General features: G+C 60.4%; 18 protein-coding genes and 1 pseudogene. 6 read left to right on the top strand and 13 right to left on the bottom strand.

The window, feature by feature from the left end; genetic code table 11:
• Window positions 1–39: 39 nt before the first annotated feature.
• The gene (gene lptG / locus JWQ61_RS11620) at window positions 40–1,179 is read right to left on the bottom strand and encodes an LPS export ABC transporter permease LptG (RefSeq protein WP_304360672.1); all 1,140 of its coding nucleotides are present in this window, start codon (window positions 1,177–1,179) and stop codon (window positions 40–42) included.
• Complete coding sequence (gene lptF, locus JWQ61_RS11625) at window positions 1,176–2,327, bottom strand: LPS export ABC transporter permease LptF (RefSeq protein ID WP_304360673.1); 1,152 nt, start codon at window positions 2,325–2,327, stop codon at window positions 1,176–1,178. Before lptF ends, lptG begins: the two co-directional genes overlap by 4 nt.
• Before the next feature lie 38 nt (window positions 2,328–2,365).
• Here lptF and JWQ61_RS11630 point away from each other — a divergent pair, with 38 nt between their 5' ends.
• A complete protein-coding gene (locus tag JWQ61_RS11630) occupies window positions 2,366–3,877 on the top strand; it encodes a leucyl aminopeptidase (RefSeq protein WP_304360674.1) in 1,512 nt (503 codons plus the stop codon).
• Between the two features lie 73 nt (window positions 3,878–3,950).
• On the opposite strand, the gene xth is transcribed toward JWQ61_RS11630, so the two are convergent.
• The gene (gene xth / locus JWQ61_RS11635; RefSeq protein WP_304360675.1) at window positions 3,951–4,718 is read right to left on the bottom strand and encodes an exodeoxyribonuclease III; all 768 of its coding nucleotides are present in this window, start codon (window positions 4,716–4,718) and stop codon (window positions 3,951–3,953) included.
• Window positions 4,719–4,886: 168 nt separating this feature from the next.
• On the opposite strand from xth, the gene ampC reads away from it, so the two are divergent.
• From ampC to JWQ61_RS11655, 4 genes are all read left to right on the top strand, one after another.
• Window positions 4,887–6,056 (top strand): class C beta-lactamase, encoded by a 1,170-nt coding sequence (gene ampC / locus JWQ61_RS11640; protein WP_304360676.1) that lies wholly within the window; start codon window positions 4,887–4,889, stop codon window positions 6,054–6,056.
• A gap of 205 nt (window positions 6,057–6,261) precedes the next feature.
• Window positions 6,262–7,446 carry an NHL repeat-containing protein gene (locus tag JWQ61_RS11645; RefSeq protein ID WP_304360677.1) on the top strand — a complete coding sequence of 395 codons (1,185 nt, stop codon included), beginning with the start codon at window positions 6,262–6,264 and terminating at the stop codon, window positions 7,444–7,446.
• Window positions 7,447–7,621: 175 nt separating this feature from the next.
• The gene (locus JWQ61_RS11650) at window positions 7,622–8,074 is read left to right on the top strand and encodes a MarR family winged helix-turn-helix transcriptional regulator (protein ID WP_304360678.1); all 453 of its coding nucleotides are present in this window, start codon (window positions 7,622–7,624) and stop codon (window positions 8,072–8,074) included.
• Entirely contained in the window at window positions 8,071–9,378 is a 1,308-nt protein-coding gene (locus tag JWQ61_RS11655; RefSeq protein WP_304360679.1) for an MFS transporter, read from the top strand. The genes JWQ61_RS11650 and JWQ61_RS11655 overlap by 4 nt, the downstream gene beginning before the upstream one ends.
• Before the next feature lie 4 nt (window positions 9,379–9,382).
• On the opposite strand, the gene JWQ61_RS11660 is transcribed toward JWQ61_RS11655, so the two are convergent.
• The 9 genes and pseudogenes from JWQ61_RS11660 to prpB form a co-directional block, all read right to left on the bottom strand.
• Window positions 9,383–10,015: a triacylglycerol lipase gene (locus JWQ61_RS11660; RefSeq protein WP_304360680.1), complete on the bottom strand. Its 633-nt coding sequence runs from the start codon at window positions 10,013–10,015 to the stop codon at window positions 9,383–9,385.
• 8 nt (window positions 10,016–10,023) lie between these two features.
• Entirely contained in the window at window positions 10,024–10,281 is a 258-nt protein-coding gene (locus JWQ61_RS11665) for a hypothetical protein (RefSeq protein WP_014007503.1), read from the bottom strand.
• A gap of 41 nt (window positions 10,282–10,322) precedes the next feature.
• Window positions 10,323–11,228 (bottom strand): annotated as a pseudogene (locus tag JWQ61_RS11670) (RluA family pseudouridine synthase).
• A complete protein-coding gene (locus JWQ61_RS11675; RefSeq protein ID WP_304360681.1) occupies window positions 11,228–11,719 on the bottom strand; it encodes an arsinothricin resistance N-acetyltransferase ArsN1 family B in 492 nt (163 codons plus the stop codon). The pseudogene JWQ61_RS11670 and the gene JWQ61_RS11675 overlap by 1 nt, the downstream one beginning before the upstream one ends.
• Before the next feature lie 109 nt (window positions 11,720–11,828).
• Window positions 11,829–13,721, bottom strand: a complete 1,893-nt coding sequence (locus JWQ61_RS11680) for a propionate--CoA ligase (RefSeq protein ID WP_304360682.1) — start codon at window positions 13,719–13,721, stop codon at window positions 11,829–11,831.
• 126 nt (window positions 13,722–13,847) lie between these two features.
• On the bottom strand, window positions 13,848–15,299 hold the full coding sequence (locus tag JWQ61_RS11685; protein ID WP_120234622.1) for a bifunctional 2-methylcitrate dehydratase/aconitate hydratase: 1,452 nt from the start codon (window positions 15,297–15,299) through the stop codon (window positions 13,848–13,850).
• A 104-nt stretch (window positions 15,300–15,403) separates the two neighbouring features.
• Window positions 15,404–15,808, bottom strand: coding sequence for a hypothetical protein (locus tag JWQ61_RS11690; protein WP_304360683.1), 405 nt, complete (start codon window positions 15,806–15,808; stop codon window positions 15,404–15,406).
• A gap of 108 nt (window positions 15,809–15,916) precedes the next feature.
• The gene (gene prpC, locus JWQ61_RS11695; protein WP_304360684.1) at window positions 15,917–17,077 is read right to left on the bottom strand and encodes a 2-methylcitrate synthase; all 1,161 of its coding nucleotides are present in this window, start codon (window positions 17,075–17,077) and stop codon (window positions 15,917–15,919) included.
• 45 nt (window positions 17,078–17,122) lie between these two features.
• Window positions 17,123–18,013 (bottom strand): methylisocitrate lyase, encoded by an 891-nt coding sequence (prpB, locus tag JWQ61_RS11700; RefSeq protein ID WP_304360685.1) that lies wholly within the window; start codon window positions 18,011–18,013, stop codon window positions 17,123–17,125.
• A gap of 279 nt (window positions 18,014–18,292) precedes the next feature.
• On the opposite strand from prpB, the gene prpR reads away from it, so the two are divergent.
• Window positions 18,293–19,942, top strand: coding sequence for a propionate catabolism operon regulatory protein PrpR (gene prpR, locus JWQ61_RS11705; protein WP_304360686.1), 1,650 nt, complete (start codon window positions 18,293–18,295; stop codon window positions 19,940–19,942).
• 18 nt (window positions 19,943–19,960) lie between these two features.
• On the opposite strand, the gene JWQ61_RS11710 is transcribed toward prpR, so the two are convergent.
• On the bottom strand, window positions 19,961–20,063 hold a 103-nt coding region (locus tag JWQ61_RS11710; protein WP_304360687.1), incomplete at its 5' end, for a helix-turn-helix domain-containing protein.

The raw sequence follows: 20,063 nt of genomic DNA on the forward strand, positions 1-20,063 counted from the left end.
GAGATTCAGACATGGATCACCCGATCTTCAAACAAGGCCCTAACTTCGCTCGATCTTCCACAAGGCGCCGATGGCGATCAGCAGGAAGATGGTGCTCGGCAAGGCCGCGGTGAAAAAGGGCGGCCAGGTATTGAGCAAGCCGAGGTGCGAAAACAGCGTATTCACCAGCTGGAAGCTTACACCGATCATGATCCCGGTAAAGATCTTCAGGCTCACGCCGCCGGTGCGGAAATGCAGGTAGGCAAACGGCAAGGCCAGCGCCATCATCACGAATACCGACAAGGGGTAAACCAGCTTTTTCCAGAACGCGATGTCATAACGCTCGGTATGCTGGTTGTTTTCCGCCAGATGCTGGGAATAAGACCATAAATTGTAGGCCGACATATGGTCCGGGTCGGCAAACAGGACCGACAGGATCTCAGGCGTGATTTCCGACACCAGGTCCTTGCTCGGGAATTTCTTGGTGGCGATCGCCGTGGTGATGTCTTCGGTCGAGGTGCCGTTGACAAAATCGGTCTGCACCACGTCGGCCATGCGCCAGGTGTGCTTGCCCTGGTACTCGGCATGGGCGGCCAGGATCAGGGCCGTCATGTGCAGGTTGCGGTCGAATTCGTACAGCTTGACGCCAACCAGCTGGCCGTCCGGGCGGATCTCGCCGATATTGATAAAGCGCGAACCGACGATGTCGCCGCTGGCGCCGTCGGCGCCGGCCCGTATCACATCCTTGCTCCACAAGCCGGTCTTGAATTTCTGCGAAATCGACGAGCCCCTGGCTTCCAGCTTCACTTTCTCGGCAAACTCGGCGCTCTTGGGAGACACGAATTCCCCGATCAGCACCGTGGCGATCACAAACAGCAGGCCGATCTTGACCAGGATCTTGGCGGTCATCATGGTCGACATGCTGGAGACGCGCATGATGGTGAATTCGGAGCGCGCGGCGAATTGCGACAAGGTGTAGATGGTGCCGATCAGGGCCGCGATCGGCATCAGCTCATAGGCGTAACTCGGCAAACCCAGCAAGACGAAAAAGAAGGCGTGCTGCAACTTGTAGCCGCCGCGGCCGACCGACGGCAATTCGTTCATCAGGTCGAAAAAGGCGAACAGCGCCAGGAAAGCCGCCAGCGTGAACAGGACGGAACGGACTATCTCGGAGGTGAAATAACGCTGCAGGACCTTCATGTTGCCGCCGTTTTCTTTGTCGCTTTTTTGTCTTTAATCAGGCGTGCGTGCTTGACAGCGGACCACATGACCAGGGGGTGGCAGCGGCTGTTGACGTTGAGCCGCCACATGAACAGCAAACCGATGATGATCAGCACCACCAGGTGCATCGGCCACCAGGCGATGCCGAACGACATCCGCCCCTGTACCACCGAGGCCTGGAAGATATTGGTCACGTTGCTGTAGGTGATGAACAGCAGCAGCGCGATCAGCAGGCTGGCTGAACGCCCGACGCGCGGATTGACGAAACTCAGCGGTATCGCCAGCAGCATCAGGCACAGCGCCATCAGCGGCAGCGACAGGCGCCACAGCAACTCGCCCATGTTGAAGCCGTTGCGGTCTTTCAGCAGGTCGCCGGTAGGCAGGGCGCGCGCCGACTTGTCGCCGTTCACCGCCTGCGAATTGCTGGCCACCAGCACGCCGTAACGCTCGAATTCCATGATCCGGAACTCGTTCTGGCTGGAGAGGACGTCATAGCGCCGCCCTTTCGACAGGATCAGGAATTTGTCGCCGTTCTTGTCCAGCTCGATATTGCCTTCCTTGGCCACCACGATGCTGTTCCTGCCATCCTGCTGGGTATTGACGAAGACGTTCTTGACCTTGCTGGCGTCGCCGGCCAGTCCTTCGACGAAGTAGATGCGGTTGGCCGAGGCCGATTCCTGGAACTTGCCGGGCGACACGCGGGAGATGTCTTCGCGCTTTTCAAAGCGCTCGCGGTACTGCGCGCTCTGGCTGTTGGCCCAGGGCGTCGCCACGAAGCTGAGGAAGGTGGTCAGGATGATGATCGGCAGGCCGAACCACAGCACCGGCTGGATCCAGCGCACCAGGCTCTGGCCGGAAGCGAACCAGACCACCATTTCCGAATCCTGGTAGCTGCGCGTGACCACCAGCAGCACTGAAATGTAGCCGGTCAGGATCAGCAGGATCGGCATGTAATTCAAGGATTGGAAACCGATCAGCGCGACCACGTCCTGGGACGCAATCTGTCCTCCGGCTGCTTGTCCCAGAATCTTGATCAGCATCACCGTGATGATAATTGTGAAGAGCGTAGTAAAAACTGCACCAGCGGTGCTAATTAATTCGCGTCGGAGTGCGCGCTGAAAGATCATTGGGGAATATAATTGCGGATCAAAAAAAGGAGTAAGTGATGGACTTTAGCATAAAAACCATTGACGCAAAAACCTCAATTGCCTCTCTGAAAGCCGGCTGTATCGCAGTCGGGATCTATGAAAACAAGAAACTGTCGCCACAAGCGCAGGCTCTTGACAAATCTGGTGAAATCACTGCTGCACTAAAGTCCGGAGATATTTCCGGTAAACCAGGCTCTACCCTGCTGTTGCGCAAAGTCGCCGGCGTCGCCGCCGAGCGCGTGCTGCTGATCGGCCTTGGCGCCGACGGCGAGCTGAGCGACAAGGTCATGTCCATGGCCGCCCTGTGCGTGGCACGCGTCATAGCGACCCTGGGCGGCAACGACGCCGTGCTGGCGCTGCCGTTCGACACCATCAAGGAACGCGACCTGGCATGGGCCATCCGCAGCAGCATCCTGGTGCTGCGCGAGAACAGCTATCGCTCGGACACCCTGAAAAGTAAGAAAGAGACAACATTATCCGGCATCAAGAAGGTCGCCTTCCTGGTCGCCGCTGCTAAAGCTGGCGTCGCCAAGGAAGCCGTAGCGCAAGGCCTGGCCCTGGCCAACGGCATCGAGCTGACCAAGGAACTGGGCAACCTGCCCGCCAATGTCTGCACCCCGACCTACCTCGCCAACACCGCCAAGAAACTGGCCAAGGAATTCAAGCTGTCGGTCGAAGTGCTGGACCGCAAGCAGCTGGAAGCCCTGAAAATGGGTAGTTTCCTGTCGGTTGCGCGCGGCGGCGGCGAAGCGCCGAAGTTCATCATCATCAAGCACCTCGGCGGCAAAGCCAAGGATGCGCCGACGGTACTGGTCGGCAAGGGCATCACTTTCGACACCGGCGGCATCTCGCTCAAGGGCGGCGCCGGCATGGACGAGATGAAATACGATATGTGCGGCGCCGGTTCAGTGCTGGGCACGATCCGCGCCATCGCCGAACTGAAGCTGAAGCTGAACGTGATCGGCGTCATTCCAGCTACCGAGAACATGCCGTCCGGCACCGCCACCAAACCGGGCGACATCGTTACTTCGATGTCGGGCCAGACCATCGAAATCTTGAACACCGACGCCGAAGGCCGCCTGGTGCTGTGCGACGCCCTGACCTACGTGGAGCGTTTCAAGCCGGCTGCCGTGGTCGACATCGCGACACTGACCGGTGCTTGCGTGACTTCGCTCGGCCACCACAACTCCGGACTGTTCACCCGTCACGACAGCGCGCATGACGCCCTGGCCAACGAGTTGCTCAGCGCCGGCAAGGCGACCGGCGACACTGCATGGCGCATGCCGATCGAAGACAGCTACCAGGAACAGCTGAAGTCGAATTTCGCCGACATGGCGAATATCGGCGGCCCGGCCGGCGGCAGCATCACTGCGGCCTGTTTCCTGGAACGTTATACCAAGAAATACACCTGGGCCCACCTGGACATCGCCGGCACAGCATGGAAAAGCGGCGCAGCCAAGGGCGCAACCGGACGGCCGGTAGCCCTGCTGACCACTTTCCTGATGAATCGCGCAGCAGCAGCCAAGTAATCGGTAACTAGATGGCAAACGGGGCGCCGGCAGCAATGCCGGCGCCCCGTTCTCATTTCCGCGCCTGGATTGTTTAACCCAGCGTCGCTATCACCGGCGCATGGTCCGACGGCTGCTCCCATTTGCGCGGCACCCTGTCGATCACGCAAGCCGTGCACTGCGCAGCCAAAGGCGGCGACAGCAGGATATGGTCGATCCGCATGCCGCGGTTCAGGCGGAATCCCATTTGCCGGTAATCCCACCAGCTAAACAGTTTCTCCGGCTGCTCGAACATGCGGAAGGCGTCGGTCAGTTCCAGCCCTTGCAAACGAACGAAAGCGGCGCGCTCGGCCGGCGACACCAGGTTCTGCCCTATCCAGGCAGCAGGATCGTGGACGTCGCGGTCTTCCGGCGCGATATTGTAGTCGCCCATCAAGGCCAGCTTCGGATACAGCTTGCATTCGTCCTGCAGCCAGTCGTGCAAGGCGTCCAGCCACTTCAGCTTGTACTGGTACTTCTCCGATTCGAGCGACTGGCCGTTGGGAATATAGGCGCAGACAATCCGCATGCCGTCTATGGTGGCGGCGATGATGCGCTGCTGCAGGTCCTCATAGCGCGGATTGTTCTTGACCACGTCGGTGATCGGATGGCGCGACAGGATGGCCACGCCGTTATAGGTCTTCTGGCCGCTGAACGCCACGTGGTAACCGGCCGCCTCGATTTCCGCCGCCGGGAATTTGTCGTCGGTCAGCTTGGTTTCCTGCAGGGCCAATACGTCGACAGGGTTATCGGCCAGCCATTGCAGCACTTGCGGTAGGCGGACTTTGAGAGAGTTGACGTTCCAGGTCGCAATCTTTTGCATTATTTCCAGATCCTTGTTTGATTAACGACGATGTTACCGCAAGCGGGCAATGAAGTAGAGCCATAAGATTTTCTTTAGCCTTGCCGAAATTATTCTCGCTTGTGGATAATCCGCCAACAGGGGATATTTCCGTCTTTACAAGACTTCACGCGATATCCGCAAAAAAACATGAGCATATTGAAACTACTGTCCTTTTCAGCCTGTATTCTCGCCGCCGGCAACTGTGCCGCCGCCAGCCTCGATCAGTCCGGCATCAAGGCCACCGTAGACAGCGCTATCGAGCCGCTGATGCAGAACTACACCATCCCGGGCATGGCGGTCGCCGTCACCGTCAACGGCGAGAATTATTTCTACAACTATGGCGTAGCGTCCAGGGAAACCCGGCAGCCGATTACCAACACGACTCTTTTTGAACTCGGCTCGCTGAGCAAGACATTTACCGCGACCCTGGCTTCGTATGCCGAGGTCGACGGCAAGCTCTCCTTAACCGACAGCGCCAGCAAATACCTGCCCTCCCTGCGCGGCAGCAGCTTTGACAATATCAGCCTGCTCAACCTGGGCACGCATACTGCCGGCGGCCTGCCGCTGCAAGTCCCGGACAACATCGGCGATACCGGGCAGCTGATGGACTATTTCAAGCATTGGCAGCCTGCCCATGCCGCCGGCACATACAGGAAATATTCAAATCCGAGCATTGGCATGCTCGGCATGATTGCCGCCAAGAGCATGAATGTGTCATTTGAAGACGCGCTGGAAAAGAAGCTGTTTCTGGAGCTTGGCATGACCCACAGCTACATCAATGTGCCGCCCGGCCAGATGAAGGAATACGCGCAAGGCTACACAGCAAAGGACGCGCCAGTCCGAGTCAATCCCGGGGTGCTGGCGTCTGAAGCCTATGGGGTGAAAACCGGTTCTGCCGATCTGATCTGCTTCATTGGCGCCAACATGCAGGCGGCCGGGCTCGATGCGAAACTGCAGCGCGCAGTCACTGGCACGCACACGGGATATTTCAGGACAAGCGAATTTACACAGGACCTGATCTGGGAACAGTATCCCTATCCGGTGACGCTGGACCGGCTGCTAGCAGGCAACGCCGCCACGGTCATCTACGACGAGAGGCCGGCAACCGCATTGAACCCGCCGCTGCCGCCGCAATCGGCGGTGCTGATGAACAAAACCGGTTCAACCAATGGCTTTTCAAGCTATGCCGCCTTTGTTCCCGCTAAAAAGATCGGCGTCGTGATCCTGGCGAACAAATCCTATCCGATTGAGCAAAGAGTGACTGCGGTATATCGGATATTGAGCCAGCTGGACAAACAGGCCCAGTCGAAAGATTGATTGTCGGCCACGAAATATTTACGCTGTATTGCCGCCAGAACACCCTTGGAATCCGGTAGTATTCCATATCAATTCGGCATGAAGTATGAAGCATGCCTTATAGCCGTCCGGCGGCAAATCAGATATCGTGGCGTCGGCATTGAGCGTGCTGTTCCGGCGCAGCCTTTGCCCTGTGCAATCCGATCTATTAGAGTCCACTTAGCCTATGCGAATTACCAAGCTACCTGCCAGACTTTCCCTGTGCCTGTTGGGCCTGATGCTGGCGGCTTGCTGCAGAAACGACCAAAGCAGCGACCAAACCAGCTGCAATGCAAGCACGCCGAATACGGAAGCCGGCAGTAGCGACGGCAGCGGCAGCAATGTCAGGTTCAGCCAGCCCGGCGCTATCGCGGTCGATGCCGGCGGCAACCTGTTCGTGGCCGATACCGCCAACAATACCATCCGCAAGATCACTGCCGCCGGTGAAACCAGCACCCTGGCTGGCAGCGCCGGCAATTCAGGCAGCAGCGATGGCAGCGGCAGCCAGGCGCGCTTCAACCAGCCGGGCGGCATCGCGGTCGACGCGGGCGGCAACCTGTACCTGGCCGATACCCAGAATCATACGATCCGCATGATCACCAGCGCCGGTGTGGTGACAACCATCGCCGGCAGCGCCGGCCAGGCCGGGCAGAATGACGGCACGGCCGGCGATGCGCGCTTTAACCAGCCTTGGGGCGTGGCGCGCGACGGCGCCGGCAACCTGTATGTCACCGATACCGGCAACGCTACCGTGCGCAAGATCACGACAGCCGGGGTAGTGACAACGCTGGCGGGCAGCGCCGGCAGCCAGGGCAGCTCGGACGGCACCGGCACCCGCGCGCAATTCAACCTGCCACGCGGCATCGTGCTCGACAACGCGAGCAATCTTACCGGCACCGCAGTCAATCTCGCAGTGAATATTTATATCGCCGACAGCAACAACAACACCATTCGCAAGCTCGACCAGAATGGCAATGTCAGCACGCTGGCAGGGACGGCGGGCAGCTCCGGCAGCGATGACGGCAGCGGGCAGCGCGCCCGTTTCAACCAGCCGTACGGCATTGCGCTGGACAGCGCCGGCAATATCCGCGTCAGCGACAGCGGCAACCAGCTGATCCGCACCGTGTCGCTGACCGGGGTAGTCAGCACCCTGGCCGGCGCGGCCGGAACCGCGGGCAGCACCGACGGCAGCGGCAACAAGGCCCGCTTCAACCAGCCCGAAGGTATCGCTGCCGATGCCGCGAACAATATCTATGTCGCCGACACCAGCAACAACCTGATCCGCAAAGTAACGCCCGATGCACAGGTCAGCACCCTGTTCGGCAGCGGCAATTCAAATTCATCATCGTGCCTGTGCCTTTTCAAGCTCTAGCGGACTGTTGCAGTCCGCCGGACATGCCGGTCTTGCCTGAACGATAAGCCGCGCGGGCGGCTGCGGCCGCCCCCTTCCCTCTCCACGCACAAATAACGACAAGCCTGTTGACACCGCCTCGTTATCGCCATTAGTATGCATATACATGGATGCATATGCATGAAAAGGATTGTTTATGATGAAAAACGAATGCAGCTGCACGACCCTGCGCCAGCTGACGCGCAAGATGACGAACATCTATGACCACTACCTGGCCGCCGACGAACTCACCATCAGCCAGTATTCCTTGCTGGCGAGGATCGGCAAGTACGGTCCGATCGGCGTGATCCCGCTGGCGAACAACATGGGCATGGACCGCAGCACCATGAGCCGCACGCTCAAGCCCCTGATCGGCGCCGGCTGGATCGAGACCGTCGACCTGCCGCTCGAAATGCTGACCGACAAGCGTTCCTTCGGTGTCCGCCTGAGCGCCGAAGGGGAGCGCAAGTGGAAACAGTCCAAACCTAACTGGCGCAAGGCGCAAGACGTCATCAACACGATATTGGGCGACCAGACGCATCATGCCTTGATGAGCCTGGTCGATGATGCAAATGTGAAATTCGAACAAAACGAAACCGCCACTTTATGAACCAGACCATACACGCCATCATGTCGCGCACACGTTTCAGCTACGTGTGGATCATCGTCGGCATCACTTTCCTCGTACTGCTTGCCGCTGCCGGCATCCGCGCCACGCCTTCGGTGATGATCCTGCCGCTGGAGCATGAATTCGGCTGGAGCGTCACCACCATCTCCTTCGTCATTTCGGTCAACATTGCGCTGTACGGCCTGATCGGGCCGTTTTCGGCGGCCGCCATGCAGCGCTATGGCATCCGTCCGATCGTACTGGGAGCGCTGGTGCTGCTGGCGGTCGGCACTTTCGTCAGCACTTTCATGACCATGCCATGGCACATGGTGCTGGCCTGGGGCATCCTGGTGGGATCGGGCAGCGGCGTCGCCGCCAACACGCTGGCGGCGACTATCGTCAGCCGCTGGTTCGAGACCCGGCGCGGACTGGCCATGGGCCTGCTGACGGCCAGCTCGGCCACCGGCCAGATGGTGTTCCTGCCGCTGATGGCCTACATGGTGGAACACTACGGCTGGCGCTCGGTGGCGATACTGGTGGCCAGCGTGGCGGCCCTGGCGATCCCGCTGGTGGCGATTTTCCTGCCTGAGCGGCCGCAAGACATCGGCATGAAACGCTACGGCCAGTTCGAAGAACTGCCGCCGGAAGCGGTCAGCAAATCCAAAAATCCTTTGTCCATCGCCTTCGAAGCCTTGGGCAAGGCGGTAAAGATCCGCGATTTCTGGCTGCTGTTCTTCAGCTTCTTCATTTGCGGCATGAGCACCAACGGCTACATCGGTTCGCATTTCATTGCGATGTGCGGCGACTACGGCATTTCCGCCGTCGGCGGCGCCAGTATCCTTGCCACCATGGGCTTGCTCGACCTGTTCGGCACCACCATGTCAGGCTGGCTGTCGGACCGTTTCAATGCCCGTGTGCTGCTGTTCTGGTACTACGGCTTGCGCGGCATTGCGCTGATTTTCCTGCCGCATGCTTTCGGCCTCAGCTATTTCGGCTTGCCGGTGTTCGCCCTATTCTATGGCCTCGACTGGATCGCCACCGTGCCGCCTACCGTACGCCTGGCCAACGATGTGTTCGGCCGGCTGGCCGCGCCTATCGTATTCGGCTGGATCGTCGCCGGCCACCAGCTGGGCGCCGCCAGCGCCACCATGCTGGCCGGTTCGCTGCGCAACAGCCTGGGCAGCTACACCCTGTCGTCGGTATTGATGGGGGCAGCCTGCATCGTGGCTGCGGTGATGGTGTTGCGGATCAAGGGCCACCATGCCGGCGGCGACCTGATACCGGCGACGCCGGCATTGAATCGCTAACGGGTCACGAGCTGACGGTGGCCACGATATCGCTGGCCACCTGGCGTGAATTCATGATGACGGTGTGGATGGTCGGCAGCAGCTGCACCGGTATTTCTCCCAGCTGCACCTCCTTGACCGACAGGATGCCGTCGTTCGGTTCATCGCCGAACGGCATCCAGCTGCCGCGCGGCCCTTTGATGCCGGCATACACGCGCAATGGGATATCCGGGATCGGCAAGGTATCCATGAACTCCTGGCGCGCCAGCAGCTGCCCCATTTCGCCGGTCAGCAAGCGGAACACGCGCCACCGGGACAGCTTGATGGCGTAGCTGGAAGCCATGGTCGGCGGCGCCAGGAACACGCCGAGCTCGGGCGCCCGCGCCAGGCTTGGCAATACGGCGCGCGTCAGCACGCAGCCCAGCGAATGACCGACGACGATGAAACGCTGGTCGCCGGCACGGGCGGTGATAAATTTGCGCAAGCGTTCGACGCAGGGCAGCCAGCGTTCAAACGCGGCTGAATAGGCAAACAGGTGGGGTGTCATGCCTGCCGCGCGCAAGCGCTTGGCAAGCAGCAGCATCGACACCGGCGTACGGCCCATGCCATGCACCAGGATGGCATGTACGCCTGCACTAGCGGTCGGTCGGGCGCTCATTGGCATGGCTAGTCTTTTTTCTGCAGCTGCTTTTCAAAAGCGACATCCAGCTTGCTGATGCGCTTCGGTTTTTGCGGACCATAGGCGTTGACGAAGCGGACGAAGGCGTCCAGCTCCAGCGCTTCGCTCAAGCGGATCGGCGCCTCGAAACCGGCGTTCTGCGTCAGGTAAAACAATTCCTCTGCGGTCCTCACCATCGAATAGCGTACATCGGTGCTGCGGGCATTGAGACGTTCGACCGCCGCTGTGGCTCGGGTTGATCTCATTGCATTCTCCTGGTGTTTGACATCTGCTCCAACATTATTCTTTACAGTTCACGCTGGCTGGCGAAATGGCGGCGCCGTCCGTCCAGCGGATCGACAAAAGCGATTTCCCGCGCCAGCAGCTTCAAGGGCGCCGACAAGTCGTCGCCTTTGCAGGGATGTATATCTGGATAAAAAGCATCGTTGACGATCGGTATCCCCAATGCTGCCAAATGTACGCGCAACTGATGTTTCTTGCCGGTCAGCGGCCGCAGCCGGTAGCGGCTGCAGGTTTCGCGCTGCTCGATCAGTTCGATGCGGGTCTCCGAATTCGGTTCGCCGGCCACCTCTTGCATGCGGAAAAACGGCGTGCCCTCCACCATGCGGCTGCGATACACCAGCGGCAGCACCAGGTCCGGCGCGCTCGGCGCCAGCGCCTCGTAGGTCTTGTCGACCAGCCGTTGCTGGAACAGCGACTGGTAGGCGCCGCGGCTGGCCATGTCGAGGGAGAACATCACCACGCCGGCGGTTTCCCGGTCCAGCCGGTGGATCGGCGTCAGGTCGGCCAGGCCGGTTTCCTTCTTGAGGCGGACCAGCAAGGTCTCGTGCAGGAAACGCCCGCTCGGGATCACCGGCAGGAAATGCGGCTTGTCGGCCACCAGTATCCGTTCATCCTGGTACAGGATGGAAGCTTCAAACGGAATCGTCGTCTCGGCTGGTTATTCACGGTAGTAGAAAATGCGCATGCCGCGCCGGTACGGGCTGCCCGGCGCCAGGCGCCCGCCGTCGCCGTCAACCACTTCGCCGCGCGCCATGCGCGCCACCCAGGTAGCGCTGGTTATGGCAGGGAAACGCTGTTCCAGGAAACTCAGCAGGTCGGGCCATTCGCCCGCCGGCAGCCACAGGTAGCTTGGCGCAACGCCATCAATAACTGGTAACGGCGCCGGCAGCAGCTGGCGTTGCGGCGTCATCACAATACCCGTTGCCAATAACCGACGTCGATCCAGCGATCGAATTTCTTGCCGACCTGGGCGAAGTGCGCCACTTTTTCGTAGCCCATTTTTTCATGCAAGGCGATGCTGGCGGCGTTCGGCAAGGCAATGCCGCCGATCACCACATGTACCGGCAGTTTCTGCAGTTCAGCGATCAGGGCGCGATACAGCGCACTGCCGAGCCCCTTGCCGGCGGCGTCCGGCGACAGGTATACCGACGTCTCGACAGCATGCTGGTAGGCCGCGCGCGTGCGCCACTTGGTGGCATAAGCGTAGCCGAGGATCTGTTCGTTCTCTGCACATACCAGCCACGGGAAGCTGGCGGTGATATCCAGGATGCGATGCTTTATCTGCTCCGGCGTTACGGCTTCTGTTTCGAAACTGATGAAGGTGTCGCGGATGTAGGGATTGTAGATGTCGCAGATAGCGGCGGCATCGTCGATGGTGGCCGGGCGGATGATGTGGGTCATGGCAATTATTCTACTTAAATGCGCTACTTAAATGCGCAGCTTAACGGGCGAATGCACAATCATACCGTGCATTCGCCCATGCCTGAGCGCAACCGCCAAATAGATGGCATCAGAGAAGCAAGGCATCCTTGACCTGCTGCAGGGACGACGGGTCTTCGATGGTGGTCAGGTCGCCCGGATCGCGTCCCTCGCAGATCGCCTGGATCGAACGGCGCAGCAGCTTGCCGGAGCGGGTTTTCGGCAGCAGGCCGACCACATATACGCGCGCCGGACGGCCGACGCTGCCGATCTGCCTGTCGACCACGCCCATGATCTCCGCCTCCAGCGCAGCCCGTGCCTGCGCCGTATCGACCGCCAGCCGGGGAATCACGAAGGCCACGGCCACCTGCCCTTTCAGCTTGTCTTCGATGCCGACCACCGCCACTTCCGATACGTTCGGATGGCTGGAAATGCTCTCTTCTATTTCGCGCGTGCCCAGCCGATGGCCGGCGACATTGATGACGTCGTCTGTGCGTCCGAGGATGAAGTAATAACCGTCGTCGTCGCGGATGCCCCAGTCGAAGGTTGAATAAGCCGGGTTGGGCGAACCCGGTACCTGCGTGGCCCAGTAGGTATCGATGCAGCGCTGGTCGTCGCCATAGATGGTTTGCATGCAACCTGGCGGCAAAGGCCATTCGATCACCACCACGCCTTTTTCGTTGGCGCCGCATAACTCGCCGGTAGCTTCGTTGAGCAGCTGCACTTTGTAGCCGTACATCGGCACCCCCGGGCTGCCCAGCTTGCTCGGCTTGTCCTCGACATTCCTGGCGATGGTCATGATCGGCCAGCCGGATTCGGTCTGCCAATAGTTGTCGACGATGGGCACGCCGAGCGCCGATGAAATCCAGCTGGAGGTGGTTTCGTCCAGCGGCTCGCCGGCCAGGTACAGCGCCTGCAGGGAAGACAAATCATATTTCTTCATCAGTTCCGGCGGCTGTTTTTTCAGCACCCGGATCGCGGTCGGCGCCGAGAACATGCGCGTCACCTTGTATTTTTCGACGATGCTCCACCAGACGCCGCCGTCCGGCCGGATCGGCAAACCCTCGTACAGCACCGTCGCCATGCCGGCAATCAAGGGACCATAAACGATGTAGGAATGTCCGACCACCCAGCCGATGTCGGAAGTGCAGAAAAACGTCCCTCCCGGCTTGCTGCAAAAGATGGTGTCCATGGAAGTCGCCAGCGCTACTGCATAACCGCCGACATCGCGTTGCACGCCCTTGGGCTTGCCGGTGGTGCCGGAGGTGTACAGGATATAAGAAGCTTCGTTCGATTCCAGCCAGACCACCGGCACCTTGGCATCCATGTGCAGCTGGCGCTGTTCGGCATAATCCACATCGCGGCCGGCGACCGTCGCCATCGCAGCCAGGCCGCGATTGACCATCAGGACGTGCGCTGGCTTGTGCCGCGCCAGCTTGATCGCCTCGTCCAGCAAACCCTTGTAGGGCAATATCTTGCCGGCGCGCGAACCGGCGTCGGCGGAGACGACCAGCTTGGGCGTCGCATCGTCGATGCGGCTGGCCAGGCTGTTCGAGGCGAAACCGCCGAACACCACCGAATGGATGGCGCCGATGCGGGCACAGGCCAGCATGGCGAATACTGCCTCGGCGATCATCGGCATGTAGATCAGGACCCGGTCGCCGCGGCCTACGCCCAGCGCCTGCATGATGGCGGCGGTACGGTTGACCTCCGCATGCAGCTCGCGGAAGGAATAGGTTTTTTCGGTATTGGTTTCAGTCGACACTGCGATCAGTGCGGCCTGCTCGCCACGCGTCGCCACCCAGCGGTCGACCGCGTTGTGGCACAGGTTGGTGGCGCCGTCGACAAACCACCTGGCGAACGGCGGTCGGCTGCTGTCGAGTACTTGCGAGAACGGACGGTGCCAGTCGATGCGCCTGGCTTGCTCGGCCCAGAAAGTGGACGGATCGTCGACCGAGCGCTGGTAAAAGGTGGCGAAACTCATGCTGTCTCCTCGTTTCTTACAAAGAACCGCAGGGCGTAAGAGCTCCCCGTTCGGGTGCACATGCTTCTGCGGCATGTTTCCGGCACCCATCGCAAATGCGCCCCGTCAGAGCGGGGCGCAGTTTCTTTAGATCACATACAGATCAACATATTCGTTGACCGCCATGTCTTCCAGCTTCTTCTGGTCCAGCGAAACTTCCAGGATCTTCTGTTGCTGCTTGACCGACAGCTGGCGCGCCAGGTTGATCTTGAACTTGGCTTCCAGCAGCGGAATGCCATCCTTGCGGCGGCGCGCGTGGCCGATCGGATATTCGACCACGATTTCCTTGAGCTTCTTGCCGTCCTTGAATTCGACCGTCAGCGCATTGGCGATCGAGCGCTTCTTCGGATCGTGGTAGTCCTTGCTGAAAGCCTTGTCTTCGACGCAGACGATCTTGTCGCGCAAGACGTCGATACGCTTGTCGGCAGCGATCTTGTCTTCATAGTCGCCGGCAGTCAGGCGGCCGAAAATCAGCGGCACGGCGACCATGTACTGGATGCAGTGGTCGCGGTCGGCCGGATTGTTGAGCGGGCCTTTCTTGTCGATGATGCGGATGCAGGCTTCGTGGGTGCGGATGGTGATTTTCTTGATGTCTTCCACCGACTTGCCGGCCTTGGCCAGTTCCGCATGCAAGGTCATCGCCGCTTCCACCGCGGTCTGCGAATGGAACTCGGCCGGGAAGGAAATCTTGAACAGCACGTTTTCCATCACATACGATTCGTACTTGCGTTGGAACTTGAACGGCTGGCCTTTGAACAGCACGTCGTAGAAACCCCAGGTCTTGGCGGTCAGCACCGACGGGTAGCCCATTTCGCCGCTCTTGGCGATCAGGGCCAGGCGTACTGCGCGCGAGGTAGCGTCGCCGGCCGCCCAGGATTTGCGCGAACCGGTGTTCGGCGCATGGCGATAGGTGCGCAGCGACTGGCCGTCGACCCATGCCAGCGACACCGCGTTGAGGATTTCCTCACGGGTCAGGCCCATCATTTCGGCCACGACCGCGGTCGAAGCGACCTTGACCAGCACCACGTGGTCCAGGCCGACCTTGTTGAATGAATTCTCCAGTGCGATGCAGCCCTGGATTTCGTGCGCCTTGATCATCGCGGTCAACACGTCTTTCATCTTGAGCGGCTTCTTGCCGGCGGCGATGGCGTTGCGCGAGAGCCAGTCGGCGGTGGCCAGGATGCCGCCCAGGTTGTCGGACGGATGGCCCCATTCCGCGGCTAGCCAGGTATCGTTGAAGTCCAGCCAGCGGATCATGGCGCCAATGTTGAATGCCGCCTGGATCGGATCGAGCTGGAACTGGGTGCCCGGCACCTTGGCGCCGTTAGGCACCACGGTGCCCGGTACGATCGGCCCCATCAGTTTCTTGCAGGCCGGGTATTCCAACGCTTCCAGGCCGCAGCCCAGGGTATCGATCAGGCAGTTGCGGGCAGTATCGTAAGCGACCTTGGAAGTGATCTTGTATTTGGTCACGTAGTCGACGATATCGACCAGCACTTTGTCGTATTTCGGGCGGACGTTGGAGATGTGAGCGGACATTGTTTTCCTTGATGATGAAAAATTAAAACGAACAATTAGAACCAAAAAAATAAAGCAAAAATACCGCCGCCGTCACTTCTGCAACGCCATCCCGGTTCAGCGGATCAGCGCAGCTTGCACTCGTTGGCCAGCTGCTGTCCCAGCTTGGAGTTGAGCAGCATCGACTTGGCCGGGATCTGGATCCACACCAGGCCGCTGGCCTTGTCTTCTAGGCGCACCGCGCCGGTAGTGGTGCTGACCGTGGTCATCGGGTAGCTGCGGCCTTTCCAGTTCAGCTTGACTTCGCTGCCGGCGCCGCCGGCCAGGTCGACCCGGTTGCCCAGTTCGCAATAGAAATTACCGGTCAGCAGGTTTGCCGACGGCGTCGGCTCCAGCTTCAGCAGGTTCGGCAAGGTCGGATCCGGCTTGGTTTCGGCCAGCGGCACGCTGGAGCCGCAAGCGGCCAGCAAGGCAGTGAGTGTCAAAGCGGAAGCGATGCGGTAGGTATTCAATGCGTTAAAAGCGATCATATAGTCCCGGCCCTAAGGCGTTAAGTAAGCAGTGGCTTCCATCGCTTGCGTGATGGAAACATCTATTGGCTCGCTTTTGCGCCTGCATTGCCATTTTGCCTACAGGTGCTATTTGCGTTTGCCAATCGGGACAAATTTTAAATCTTCTGGGCCCACATAATTCGCCGATGGACGAATAATCTTGTTGTCTATTCTTTGTTCGATAATGTGCGCCGCCCAGCCGGAAGTACGGGCAATCACGAACAAAGGCGTGAACATGGCGGTCGGCACGCCCATCATGTGGTACGAAACGGCCGAAAACCAGTCCAGGTTGGGAAACATCTTCTTGATGTCCCACATCACCGTTTCCAGCCGTTCGGCGATATCGAACATCTTCAGGGAGCCGGCATCCTTGGACAGGCTGCGCGCCACTTCCTTGATCACTTTGTTGCGCGGGTCGGAAATGGTGTACACCGGATGGCCGAAGCCGATCACCACTTCCTTGTTTTCGACGCGCTTCTTGATGTCGGCCTCTGCCTCGTCCGGATTGTCGTAGCGTTTCTGGATTTCGAAGGCGAACTCGTTGGCGCCGCCGTGCTTCGGACCGCGCAAGGCGCCGATGGCGCCGGTGATGGCCGAATACATGTCGGAACCGGTGCCGGCAATCACGCGGCCGGTGAAAGTCGACGCATTGAATTCATGCTCGGCGTAGAGGATCAGCGAAGTGTGCATCGCCTTTTCCCACAGCGCGGACGGTTTTTCGCCGTGCAGCAGGTGCAGGAAATGGCCGCCTATCGATTCGTCGTCGGTTTCCACTTCGATACGCTTGCCGTTGTGGCTGTAGTGGTACCAGTACAGCAGGACGGAGCCGAGCGAAGCCATCAGGCGGTCGGCGATGTCGCGCGCGCCGGGCGCATTGTGGTCGTCTTTTTCCGGCAGGATGCAGCCCAGCGCGGAAGCGCCGGTGCGCATCACGTCCATCGGATGCGAAGCCGCCGGCAGCCACTCGAGCGCGGCCTTGACGTTGGCAGGCAGGCCGCGCAAGGCTTTCAGCTTGGTCTTGTAGGCTTTCAGTTCGGCGCTGGTGGGCAGCTTGCCATGCACCAGCAAATGGGCGATTTCTTCAAATTCGCAGCTGTCGGCGATATCCAGGATGTCGTAGCCGCGGTAATGCAGGTCGTTGCCGGTCTTGCCGACCGTGCACAGCGCCGTGTTGCCGGCGGTGACGCCGGACAGGGCTACCGATTTTTTAGGCTTGAAAGGGGTTGCTGCTGGCTGCTGTTCACTCATGTAAATCTCCTATGCGATTTGATAGACCAGGATCCGGGATGCCGCTTATTTCGCCTTCTGCTGTGCAAACAAGGCATCCAGCTTTTGTTCGAATTCGTGGTAATTGATGCGCTCGTAGAGCTCGGCGCGGGTCTGCATGGTGTCGATCACGTTTTTCTGGGTGCCGTCGCGGCGCAGCGCGGTATAGACGTTTTCGGCGGCCTTGTTCATGGCGCGGAACGCCGATAGCGGATACAGCACCAGGCCGACATCGGCGGATTTCAGCTCATCGACCGTGAACAGCGGGGTGGAGCCGAACTCAGTGATGTTGGCCAGCACCGGCACCTTGACCGCCGCCGCGAATGTCTTGTACATGTCGAGCTGGGTGATCGCTTCCGGGAAGATCATGTCGGCGCCGGCTTCGACGCAGGCCACGGCACGTTCCATCGCCGCTTCCAGGCCTTCCACCGCGAGCGCATCGGTGCGCGCCATGATGACGAAGTTATCGTCGGTGCGGGCATCGACGGCGGCCTTGATGCGATCCACCATTTCCTGCTTGCTGACGATTTCCTTGTTGGGCCGGTGGCCGCAGCGCTTGGCGCCGACCTGGTCTTCGATATGCATGGCGGCGGCGCCGAACTTGATCATGGCCTTGACGGTGCGCGCGACGTTGAACGCCGAAGAACCGAAACCGGTGTCGACATCCACCAGCAGCGGCAAGTCGCAGACATCGGTGATGCGCCGCACATCGGTCAGGACATCGTCCAGGTTGGAGATTCCCAGGTCAGGCAAACCCAGCGAACCGGCGGCAACGCCGCCGCCGGACAGGTAGATCGCCTTGAAACCGGCACGCTTGGCCAGCAAGGCGTGATTGGCGTTGATGGCGCCGACTACTTGCAACGGCGATTCGTCACGGACGGCTTGCCTGAATGCGGCGCCTGCGGAATATTGGGTCATGTCGTCACCTTGTAGTTACTTTGTAGTTGCTGTGTACTGAACGAGTTTCATGGGGAAACCGATACAGCAATATTGCAATCGCCATGCCATAACCGCCACGGAAGGCTGGCAGTCCCCATCCCGTTTACCGCATCGGGACGACTATGTATTTGAAATCAGGCACTTGCGCTGATTGCCTTGCGCCCATAGGGGCAATTGCATTCCCGGCTCCGATGTTCCATACTATGTTTCAAATTCGTATTTGAAACAAATATGAAACATAAATGAAACATCGATAATATGGCCCGTCCCCTGCACTCCTCCAGCAACCGCGACAACGACCTGCCAGTCATCTGGACCGTCTCGGTATCGCGCCTGTTCGACCTGTTCCGCGACATCACGCTGGAATTCGACCACCAGGCCAATATCGCGCCTATCCAGCTGGGCTTCGAAGATGCCGTCCAGCACATCCGCGAACGGCTGGCGACGGAACGCTGCGACGCCGTGATCGCCGCCGGCTCCAACGGCGCGTACCTGAAGAGCCGCTTGTCGGTGCCGGTCATCATCGCCAAGGCCAGCGGCTTCGATGTGATGCAGGCGCTGGCGCGGGCGCGCAAGATCACGCCCCGGGTCGGCGTCATCACCTACCAGGCGTCGATGCCGGCGCTGGCGGAGTTCCAGGCCGCGTTCGACCTCAGCATCGAACAGCGCAGCTACGCTACCGAGGAAGACGCCCGGGCCCAGGTCAACGACCTGAAAGCGAGCGGCATCCAGGCGATAGTCGGCGCCGGACTGATCACCGACCTCGCCGAAGAAGCCGGACTGAGCGGCATTTTTGTCTACTCTGCAGCCTCGATCCGGCAAGCGTTCAACGATGCGCTGGAGCTGGCGCGCTTGTCCCAGCTGCAGCTGGAATCGACGGGCGGCCGCAGCTATCCGGTCAGCGACACGCTCAGGGCCAAGCACGGCATCAGCGATTTGCGCGGCCCATCCGACGCCATGGAAGCGATACGCCGGTCGGTCACGCTGTTTGCGCGCTCGCCGGCCAACGTCCTGATCCATGGCGAAACCGGCAGCGGCAAGGAGCTGGCGGCGCAGGCGATCCACCGCGAACACCCGCTGGCGCAGGGCACGGCCGGCGGCAGGAGCAGCCGGCCTTTTGTAGCTGTGAATTGCGGCGCGATCGCCGAATCGTTGCTGGAGTCAGAATTGTTCGGCTACGAAGAAGGCGCGTTCACTGGCTCGCGCCGCGGCGGCCGCGCCGGCCTGTTTGAAGCCGCCCACCGCGGCACCCTGTTCCTCGATGAAATCGGCGAAATGCCGCTGGCGCTGCAAACCCGGCTGCTGCGTGTGCTGGAAGAGCGGGAAGTGGTGCGGGTAGGCTCTACCCGTCCGATCGCGGTCGATGTCCGCATCATCAGCGCCACCCATTGCGACCTTGAGGAAAGAGTGCGCGACGGCCGTTTTCGTGCCGACCTGTTTTATCGCATCGGCGTCTTGCGCCTGAATCTGCCGCCGCTGCGCGCGCGTCCGGACGACCTGGTGGCGCTGGCGGAATGGTGCCTGAAACAGGCGCTGGCGTCGCTCGACGTGCGGCCGCACGCCAACCTGCACGCCGAGGTTGTGGCTTGCGCGCCGCTGCTGGAAAGTTATGCCTGGCCTGGCAATGTGCGCGAGCTGCGCAACCTGATGGAACGGGTTGCCCTGTTCCTCTCGGCCGAGCCGTTGCGCTCGATGACGCCGGCCTTCCTGCTGGCGGCGGCGCCCGAACTGGCACCCGCACTGGCGGCCGGGGCTGGTGCGCTGCCGGCGGCTGTGGCGCCGGCGGTAGTGGAATCCGCGGCGCAGGTGCTGGCAAGATTTGACGGCAACCGCGTGGCGGCAGCGCAGTACCTGGGCGTCAGCCGCACTACCCTATGGCGCAAGCTGAAGGAACAGCAGGAGCGGTAAATCCGCTCCTGCTTGCCGTCAATCGTCCTTGGCGCCGGCTATGCCCAGTTCCTGGATCTTGCGCGTGATGGTATTGCGGCCGATGCCGAGACGTACCGCGGCATCGTTCTTGCGCCCATGC

It is taken from the genome of Collimonas fungivorans, assembly GCF_028292705.1.
Classification (GTDB): Bacteria; Pseudomonadota; Gammaproteobacteria; order Burkholderiales; family Burkholderiaceae_D; genus Collimonas; species Collimonas fungivorans_B.

Bases quoted from the DNA above. Each gene is read 5' to 3' on its own strand.
- JWQ61_RS11690 (WP_304360683.1), bottom strand. From the start codon at position 15,808: ATGATCGCTTTTAACGCATTGAATACCTACCGCATCGCTTCCGCTTTG.
- JWQ61_RS11680 (WP_304360682.1), bottom strand. From the start codon at position 13,721: ATGAGTTTCGCCACCTTTTACCAGCGCTCGGTCGACGATCCGTCCACT.
- xth (WP_304360675.1), bottom strand. From the start codon at position 4,718: ATGCAAAAGATTGCGACCTGGAACGTCAACTCTCTCAAAGTCCGCCTA.
- JWQ61_RS11675 (WP_304360681.1), bottom strand. From the start codon at position 11,719: ATGACCCACATCATCCGCCCGGCCACCATCGACGATGCCGCCGCTATC.
- JWQ61_RS11660 (WP_304360680.1), bottom strand. From the start codon at position 10,015: ATGAGCGCCCGACCGACCGCTAGTGCAGGCGTACATGCCATCCTGGTG.
- JWQ61_RS11645 (WP_304360677.1), top strand. From the start codon at position 6,262: ATGCGAATTACCAAGCTACCTGCCAGACTTTCCCTGTGCCTGTTGGGC.
- prpR (WP_304360686.1), top strand. From the start codon at position 18,293: ATGGCCCGTCCCCTGCACTCCTCCAGCAACCGCGACAACGACCTGCCA.
- lptG (WP_304360672.1), bottom strand. From the start codon at position 1,179: ATGAAGGTCCTGCAGCGTTATTTCACCTCCGAGATAGTCCGTTCCGTC.
- prpC (WP_304360684.1), bottom strand. From the start codon at position 17,077: ATGAGTGAACAGCAGCCAGCAGCAACCCCTTTCAAGCCTAAAAAATCG.
- JWQ61_RS11630 (WP_304360674.1), top strand. From the start codon at position 2,366: ATGGACTTTAGCATAAAAACCATTGACGCAAAAACCTCAATTGCCTCT.
- JWQ61_RS11650 (WP_304360678.1), top strand. From the start codon at position 7,622: ATGATGAAAAACGAATGCAGCTGCACGACCCTGCGCCAGCTGACGCGC.
- ampC (WP_304360676.1), top strand. From the start codon at position 4,887: ATGAGCATATTGAAACTACTGTCCTTTTCAGCCTGTATTCTCGCCGCC.
- lptF (WP_304360673.1), bottom strand. From the start codon at position 2,327: ATGATCTTTCAGCGCGCACTCCGACGCGAATTAATTAGCACCGCTGGT.
- JWQ61_RS11655 (WP_304360679.1), top strand. From the start codon at position 8,071: ATGAACCAGACCATACACGCCATCATGTCGCGCACACGTTTCAGCTAC.
- JWQ61_RS11665 (WP_014007503.1), bottom strand. From the start codon at position 10,281: ATGAGATCAACCCGAGCCACAGCGGCGGTCGAACGTCTCAATGCCCGC.
- JWQ61_RS11685 (WP_120234622.1), bottom strand. From the start codon at position 15,299: ATGTCCGCTCACATCTCCAACGTCCGCCCGAAATACGACAAAGTGCTG.
- prpB (WP_304360685.1), bottom strand. From the start codon at position 18,013: ATGACCCAATATTCCGCAGGCGCCGCATTCAGGCAAGCCGTCCGTGAC.